Below are 6,680 nucleotides of genomic sequence, written 5' to 3' on the forward strand. Positions count from 1 at the left end.
TTTTTTGAAAGATTTCATTCGTGCATTGACTCCGTCGAATCTTCGATTTCGTGGCAATTGATTCTAATATTATTTTTTACTTAAATTTTGAATTTCGTATGGAATAGCGAAGATTATTTCCTAATTTTCGCACTGCTAATTTTGTTATGAAAAAAATACTTCTAAATCTCATTTTACTTTTTGCGTTATTGAGTTTTAATTTTGGTTATTCCTGGGGAACCACGGGACACCGGGTAGTTGCGGAGATTGCAGAAAATCATCTTTCCGGACACGCAAAAAGACAACTCAAAAAAATTATTGGCAAGCAAAAATTGGCTTATTGGGCAAATTGGCCGGATTTGGTGAAATCCGATACCACCGGAGTTTGGAAACCCACAGAAAAGTGGCACTATGTAAACATCACTCCTCAGACGAACCAAAAAGTTTTCACCGATTCGCTCATTGCACAGGCAGGACCGAATCTATACACCCAAATTAAAACGCTTTCGGTACAGATCAAAGACCCCAAAACCCCTAAAAAAGACAAGGAGATTGCTTTGCGGTTCCTGATCCACCTGGTGGGAGATTTGGCTCAGCCGCTCCACGTGGGGAGGGCCGAAGATTTGGGCGGAAATAAGATCAAGCTGAAGTTTTTTGGTGAAAACACCAACCTTCATTCGCTTTGGGACAGCAAACTGGTCGATTCTCAGAAATACAGTTATTCCGAATACGCGCAGGTTTTGGATGTGCGGTCGAAAGAAGAAAACAGGCAGATCCAATCGGGAACCCTGGAAGACTGGTTCTTTGACAGCCACAAAATGGCCAACCGGATTTATTCCCAAACCGCGGCAGGCACTTCGTATGCTTATGACTACAACTACAAGTTTCAGCCTTTACTGGAACGGCAACTGCTTTATGGAGGATTGCGTCTCGCTAAAATATTGAATGAGGTTTTATAAGAACTTTTCTTTCAGTTTTTCAAAAACAATCTTATCCACAGGAAGCGGAAACGGATTTTCGACTTGCTGAATCGGCACCCACTCTATTCTTTCAATGCAGGGATCCATCAGAAGGAACTCCTCTTTGTCGATGATTTCTACCAAATAGTAAATGGTGAGCAGCTGCTCGTTTTCTCGAAATCGAGAAACCAGGAAATCTTCCTGGGTATAGAGATGCTCGATGATCCGGATTTTGCAGTTCAATTCTTCGGCAAACTCGCGGTGAAGGCAGTCAAGCGCGCCTTCGCCCAATTCCAGTCCGCCGCCGGGCAGCTTCATCAAATGTTCGCCCGCATATTCCTCGTGTAGCGCGAGAACTTTCCCGTCACGTATAGCGGCGGCATAAACTCTGACATTTATTTTGTCGATCATCATAGAAATTTAGAAATCAAATGTAAGGAAAAAATCAAGTTCATTACCGAGAGGGTTTCAAGTTTCAGGCCTGTCTGCCGACAGTTAGATTTCAAGCCTGTCTGCCGACAGGTAGATTTCAGGCCTGTCTGCCGACAGGTAGATTTCAGGTCTCAAGAATTCACCATTCACTTTTTCAGCATTCACCAACAATTATTGATTCTTCATTATTCCTTATTCATTTTTTACCGCATTGATCATTTCTCTTTTTCCCGGTGGACCCTCTTTTTTTTCTACTTTAAAATGAAGCTCCTGCAAAATCCTACGAACGCTGCCTTTGGACGAATAGGTGGTTAACAGTGCACCTTCTTTCATTTTATCTGCCACCATTTCAAAAAGGGGTTTTTCCCAGAGATCCGGCTGAACTCGCGCACCGAAGCAGTCGTAGTAAACAAGGTCAATTGGCGGTAGCGCCAGGTTTTTCAGCTCATAAAAATCGCGGTTAAATTTGGTGAAAAAGAAGTTGGGCAAGACTTCCTGCGTCACATTCCATTCACACTCATGGAGTTCCCTGTAGTATTTCTTCATATTGGGTTCATCAAAAAAGGAATCATACCCCAATTCCTTAACTTCGCGTTCATTTACGGGATATTTCTCGATGGTAAAATAATGAATAACATGATTTTTATCATTTTTCAAAAATTCATCAATTGTTACCAAAACATTAAGACCTGTTCCAAAACCAAGTTCTAAAATATTAATTTCATAATCATATTTTAATTTTAATCCATTATTTATAAATACATGTTGCGCCTCCTGCATTGCACCATGATGAGAATGGTAATTCTCATTCAAATCATTGATATATAGTGTTTTACTGCCGTCTGACGTTAATTTAACTTCTCTTTTCATGACAATTTTTTTCAAATTTAGCTTAAAATTTTTATATTAAAAAAATTATATTAAATTTGTAGAATACCAACAAAAATTTTAAAAATGATAATTCAAAAATCTACCAATCCCAGAATTTCAAGTTTTGATCCCAATAACTTCGCGTTTGGAAATACCTTTATCGACCACATGGTCATCTGCGAATACGAAAACGGGAAATGGGGTGAAGTGAAAGTAGTTCCTTATGGTCCGCTTCCGTTCTCTCCGGCAATGATGGGAGTGAATTACGGGCAGGCTTGCTTCGAAGGAATGAAGGCCTATAAAGATAAAGACGGACAAGTTTTCTTGTTCAGACCTGAAAAGAATTTTGCCAGAATCAACAAATCTGCTGAAAGACTCGCCATGCCTGCAGTGACCGAGGAAATGTTCATCGGTGGATTGAAGGCGCTGGTTGATCTTGACCGTGCTTGGATTCCGGAAGGAGAAGGAATGTCGCTCTACATTCGTCCATTGATTTTTGCAACTGAAGAGGCGCTGAAAGCGAGAATCGCCAACAAATACCTTTTCGCCATCGTGGCAACTCCGGCAAAGAGCTATTACACCGCACCGGTTTCGGTGAAAATCTCTGATTATTACTCCAGATCCGCAAATGGTGGCGTTGGTTTCGCCAAAGCTGCAGGAAATTACGCCGCATCCTTCTATCCTACGCAATTGGCCAACGAGGAAGGTTACGAACAAATCATCTGGACAGACGATTCCACCCACGAATATTTCGAAGAAAGTGGAACCATGAACGTTTTCGTGAGAATTAATGACACGATCTATACTCCGCCGACTTCAGAAAAAATCCTGGACGGTGTGACCAGAGACAGCTTCTTGCAATTGGCTAAGAGAAGAGGAATCGAAGTTAAGGTAGAACCTATTGCAGTGAAAACTTTCATTGACGCTCAGAGAAACGGAACTTTAAAAGAAGTTTGGGGTGTTGGAACCGCCGTGGTAACCAGCGTTTTCCAATCAGTTGGATACAATGGTGAAAAACTGGAATTGCCAAGGCTTTCCAATGAAGAAAGTTTCGCGCTGACCTTGCAAAAAGATTTGGTAGACATTCAGACCAACCAGGCGGAAGATCCTTTTGGATGGAGGGTTTTGGTTGAAAAAAACGTGATGGAAACGGTTTAATCCTTTCCATAAAAGCAGAAAATCCGGTAAACTATTTTGCCGGATTTTTCGTTTTCCGATATGATCTTAATTGTGTATTTTCGCAGAAGTTTTTTATGAAAAAATTAATCGCATTATCGGTTCTGACTTTTATTGCCTGCAAGCAGCCCAATGCCGCGCATCCGCCTGTGGGAGGTTTTCTGAGTGAAACGGATCTGAGCACTTCAAAAAACAGGGCGAAAAACCTGAACCAGACCGAAAGACTTCAAATCCAGGACTGGATCAACGGGCAAAGTGAAAAATTCTACCCGATGAGTATGAATTATTGGGTCAATATTGAAAATCTGGGCTCCATCACGAAGAAAGCGGATGGTGAAAGCATTTCCTACGAGTATTATATTTATGATTTCGACCAGGTGAAGCTTTATGAGGCGCCGAAGAGGAACCTTCATGTGCAGTTTGGGAAGTTTGAAGAGTTGAAAGCGGTTGAGGATGTTTTGAGACATTTGGAAAAAAATCAAGAAGCCACCATTCTGGTTCCGTCTGTACTGGCGTTTGGAACGTATGGCGACAATGACAAAATCCCGAACGACATGCCTTTAATCATCAAAGTAAAAGTCCTTTAATAATAGAAATTTATGATAAAAAAGAGTTTTTTAATTGCTTTAGCGGCAATCACTTTAACCCATTGTACCCCAATTTATAAAAAAATGAACGTAGACAAAGAAACTTACGAAGGCCTGAAAGACGGACTTTATGCCAATTTCCAAACTTCAAAAGGAAATATGATCGTGAAATTTGAAGACCAAAAAGCTCCGGTGACGGTGGCTAATTTCATTGGTTTGGCAGAAGGTAAAATCGATAACAGCGCGAAAGCAAAAGGAGTTCCCTATTATGACGGAACCATCTTCCACCGGGTGATCAAGGATTTCATGATCCAGGGAGGCGACCCACAAGGAACCGGAATGGGTGATCCGGGCTATAAATTTGACGACGAGAGAAATGACCTGCAACATACCGGAAAAGGAATCCTTTCCATGGCGAATTCCGGACCCAATACCAACGGTTCCCAATTCTTCATCACGGAAGTAGCGACCCCATGGCTGGACGGAAAACACACCATTTTCGGAGAAGTGGTAAAGGGCCAAAACGTGATTGACGAAATTGCCAATGTGGAAAAAGGACCACAGGACAAACCAAAAACAGATATCGTTTTAGAAAAAGTATCGGTTTTCAGCAAAGGTGACGCCTATAAGAACTATGACGCTGCGAAAACCTTTACCGAAGGAAAAGCAAAAATTCAGGAAAACAACAAGGTGATTCTGGAAAAAATAGAAGCCGAGCGAATTAAAAAAGAAGAGGAATTTGCCGCGAACCAACAAAAACTGGTTGATGAACTGAAAGCAGGAATGCAATCTACCCCATCCGGATTGTACTACAAAATCACCAAAACCACTGATGGCGTGAAACCGAATCCGGGCGAAACAGTTTCTGTTCATTACGCAGGAAGATTGGTTGACGGAACCGAATTCGATTCTTCTTTCAAAAGAAATCAACCGATCGAAATCCCAATCGGAGTTGGACAGGTCATCAAGGGTTGGGACGAAGGCATCATGCTACTGAAGGAAGGTGAAACCGCTACCCTTCTGATTCCTTCTGAATTGGGTTACGGATCCCGAGGAGCAGGTGGAGTAATTCCGCCAAATGCCTGGCTCGTTTTCGACGTGGAACTGGTTCATGTGAAAAGCAACGCCACCAAATAATTCGGAATTCGATTTTAAAAGTAAAACACCTCTATACGGGGTGTTTTTTGTTGGCGGAGATCCGGAATGCGCAAAACTTTTTATGGAAGGTGCCTTAAATTTCCTCTGAAAAAAAACGTTATTTTTTTTGAAAATCGCTAACTTTGCCGCAATCAAGCCCGAATGGTGAAATTGGTAGACACGCTCGTTTCAGGTGCGGGTGCTTCACGGCTTGCAGGTTCGAGTCCTGTTTCGGGCACCAAAATAAAATGCAACACTCTTCATCATAAGGTGTTGCGTTTTTCGTTTCAGCCCTTTCTTATTGATTTTTCATTGTGCGCTTCCCTCTGTCGGTTTTGACTTGGCCCCGAAAATCCCTATCGTTTAATCCGGTTTAAAAATATCCTGCAGCCAGTTTCTCACCCATTAGTCAGGATGAACTGTTTTGGGTAATTCCCTTTCGATCGGTCGGCTATTTTCAGGTCTGTTTTCAGGGTCCGTCACCATCTTTAGCTGATTTCCCTACTCTTCATTGATCCATGCGGCTGATACGGGTTTTGCCTTAGGAGCACTGCTCGATTTAGACCATTTAGCATACTATATCCATACTATAACCATGCTGTATTCATGCTGTATCTTATAATGTACTATCTTTGGATGATATTTAAACCTATTTGATATGGCAGAACTTCAAGGTATTCTTAAATTTACAGGAAAGCTGGATGGGCTTTCTTTTTATAAAATGGGCGGCAAAATCATCGTGAGAAAGCCGGGCGGTTTTGACGGTGAGAAAATCCGGAAGGAGGCAAAATATGCCAACGTGCGGCAAAACGCCTCCGAATTCGGGCGGTGTTCCAAATTTGGCGGGAAACTGCGGCGGGCGCTGCAGCCTTTTGCGAAGGAGCTCCACGACCCTATTCTTCATGGGCGAATGGCGAAGATGCTGCACGAAATCATGAAGCTGGACCAGGAATCTGCCAAAGGTGAAAGAACCATACAAAATGGGTTGCAGCACCCGGAAAGCGGCACGGTTCTTAAAAGTTTTTTATGGAACCCTTCTGATGGTAAAAGATTCCGGTATTCTTTTGCGGAACGTAGGCTGTTTTTTGACCGTCTGCCGGAGGGAAGCACGAAGGCGGAAGTCACGCTTAGGTTTGTTGATCCTGATGAAGTGGAGTATTCGTTGAAATTTATGGATGTGGTTTTGGAGGTCTCACTACCCTGTTCTGAGTTTTTTATTCCTGAGGATGAACGATTTGAAATGGTTGGTGACGGTTGGTTAAAATTTGCGTTGATCCGTTTTTTTGATGGGGATGGGTATTTGATGACGGGGAAAACGGCGGTGGTTTTGGGGTAGGATTTTCTGGGGATTATTTCTTTTTTTTGGAAGACCGCTGATTGATTTGCTGGGAAGTGAAGACATTTTGGAGTGTGGTGGAATATTACAGAATTCAAGCCCATACTATTAAGAGGTTCACAGGTGTGTTCATGGTGAATAAAAATCTTTTAGAGCATTGCATGTAAATAATTTGCGGTGTTGTGTAAGCCAATTTTTCTCATT

The 6,680-nt window shown here is 42.2% G+C and carries 7 protein-coding genes and 1 tRNA gene; 6 read left to right on the top strand and 2 right to left on the bottom strand.

The annotated features are described in order from the left end of the window. The first annotated feature begins 146 nt into the window (after positions 1–146). The gene (locus ACM44_RS14375) at positions 147–938 is read left to right on the top strand and encodes a S1/P1 nuclease (protein ID WP_048500755.1); all 792 of its coding nucleotides are present in this window, start codon (positions 147–149) and stop codon (positions 936–938) included. On the opposite strand, the gene ACM44_RS14380 is transcribed toward ACM44_RS14375, so the two are convergent. Together ACM44_RS14380 and mnmD are read right to left on the bottom strand one after the other, a co-directional pair. Next, complete coding sequence (locus ACM44_RS14380; protein ID WP_183325414.1) at positions 933–1,349, bottom strand: NUDIX domain-containing protein; 417 nt, start codon at positions 1,347–1,349, stop codon at positions 933–935. The two genes, ACM44_RS14375 and ACM44_RS14380, sit on opposite strands and share 6 nt — an antisense overlap. Before the next feature lie 213 nt (positions 1,350–1,562). Continuing rightward, entirely contained in the window at positions 1,563–2,240 is a 678-nt protein-coding gene (gene mnmD / locus ACM44_RS14385) for a tRNA (5-methylaminomethyl-2-thiouridine)(34)-methyltransferase MnmD (protein WP_048500760.1), read from the bottom strand. Between the two features lie 84 nt (positions 2,241–2,324). Here mnmD and ACM44_RS14390 point away from each other — a divergent pair, with 84 nt between their 5' ends. The 5 genes from ACM44_RS14390 to ACM44_RS14410 all read left to right on the top strand — a co-directional run bounded on the left by ACM44_RS14390 (position 2,325) and on the right by ACM44_RS14410 (position 6,476). Further along, positions 2,325–3,398, top strand: a complete 1,074-nt coding sequence (locus ACM44_RS14390) for a branched-chain amino acid aminotransferase (protein WP_048500757.1) — start codon at positions 2,325–2,327, stop codon at positions 3,396–3,398. Positions 3,399–3,493: 95 nt separating this feature from the next. After that, a complete protein-coding gene (locus ACM44_RS14395) occupies positions 3,494–4,003 on the top strand; it encodes an FKBP-type peptidyl-prolyl cis-trans isomerase (protein ID WP_048500758.1) in 510 nt (169 codons plus the stop codon). An 84-nt stretch (positions 4,004–4,087) separates the two neighbouring features. Continuing rightward, positions 4,088–5,140, top strand: coding sequence for a peptidylprolyl isomerase (locus ACM44_RS14400; RefSeq protein WP_241477198.1), 1,053 nt, complete (start codon positions 4,088–4,090; stop codon positions 5,138–5,140). A 156-nt stretch (positions 5,141–5,296) separates the two neighbouring features. Further along, positions 5,297–5,381: transfer RNA gene (locus ACM44_RS14405), tRNA-Leu, on the top strand. A 417-nt stretch (positions 5,382–5,798) separates the two neighbouring features. After that, positions 5,799–6,476 carry a hypothetical protein gene (locus tag ACM44_RS14410; protein ID WP_048500759.1) on the top strand — a complete coding sequence of 226 codons (678 nt, stop codon included), beginning with the start codon at positions 5,799–5,801 and terminating at the stop codon, positions 6,474–6,476. Positions 6,477–6,680: the final 204 nt, after the last annotated feature.

It is taken from the genome of Chryseobacterium koreense CCUG 49689, from assembly GCF_001045435.1.
Lineage (GTDB): Bacteria > Bacteroidota > Bacteroidia > Flavobacteriales > Weeksellaceae > Kaistella > Kaistella koreensis.

Bases quoted from the DNA above. Each gene is read 5' to 3' on its own strand.
- ACM44_RS14380 (WP_183325414.1), bottom strand. From the start codon at position 1,349: ATGATCGACAAAATAAATGTCAGAGTTTATGCCGCCGCTATACGTGAC.
- ACM44_RS14395 (WP_048500758.1), top strand. From the start codon at position 3,494: ATGAAAAAATTAATCGCATTATCGGTTCTGACTTTTATTGCCTGCAAG.
- ACM44_RS14400 (WP_241477198.1), top strand. From the start codon at position 4,088: ATGAACGTAGACAAAGAAACTTACGAAGGCCTGAAAGACGGACTTTAT.
- ACM44_RS14375 (WP_048500755.1), top strand. From the start codon at position 147: ATGAAAAAAATACTTCTAAATCTCATTTTACTTTTTGCGTTATTGAGT.
- ACM44_RS14410 (WP_048500759.1), top strand. From the start codon at position 5,799: ATGGCAGAACTTCAAGGTATTCTTAAATTTACAGGAAAGCTGGATGGG.
- ACM44_RS14390 (WP_048500757.1), top strand. From the start codon at position 2,325: ATGATAATTCAAAAATCTACCAATCCCAGAATTTCAAGTTTTGATCCC.
- mnmD (WP_048500760.1), bottom strand. From the start codon at position 2,240: ATGAAAAGAGAAGTTAAATTAACGTCAGACGGCAGTAAAACACTATAT.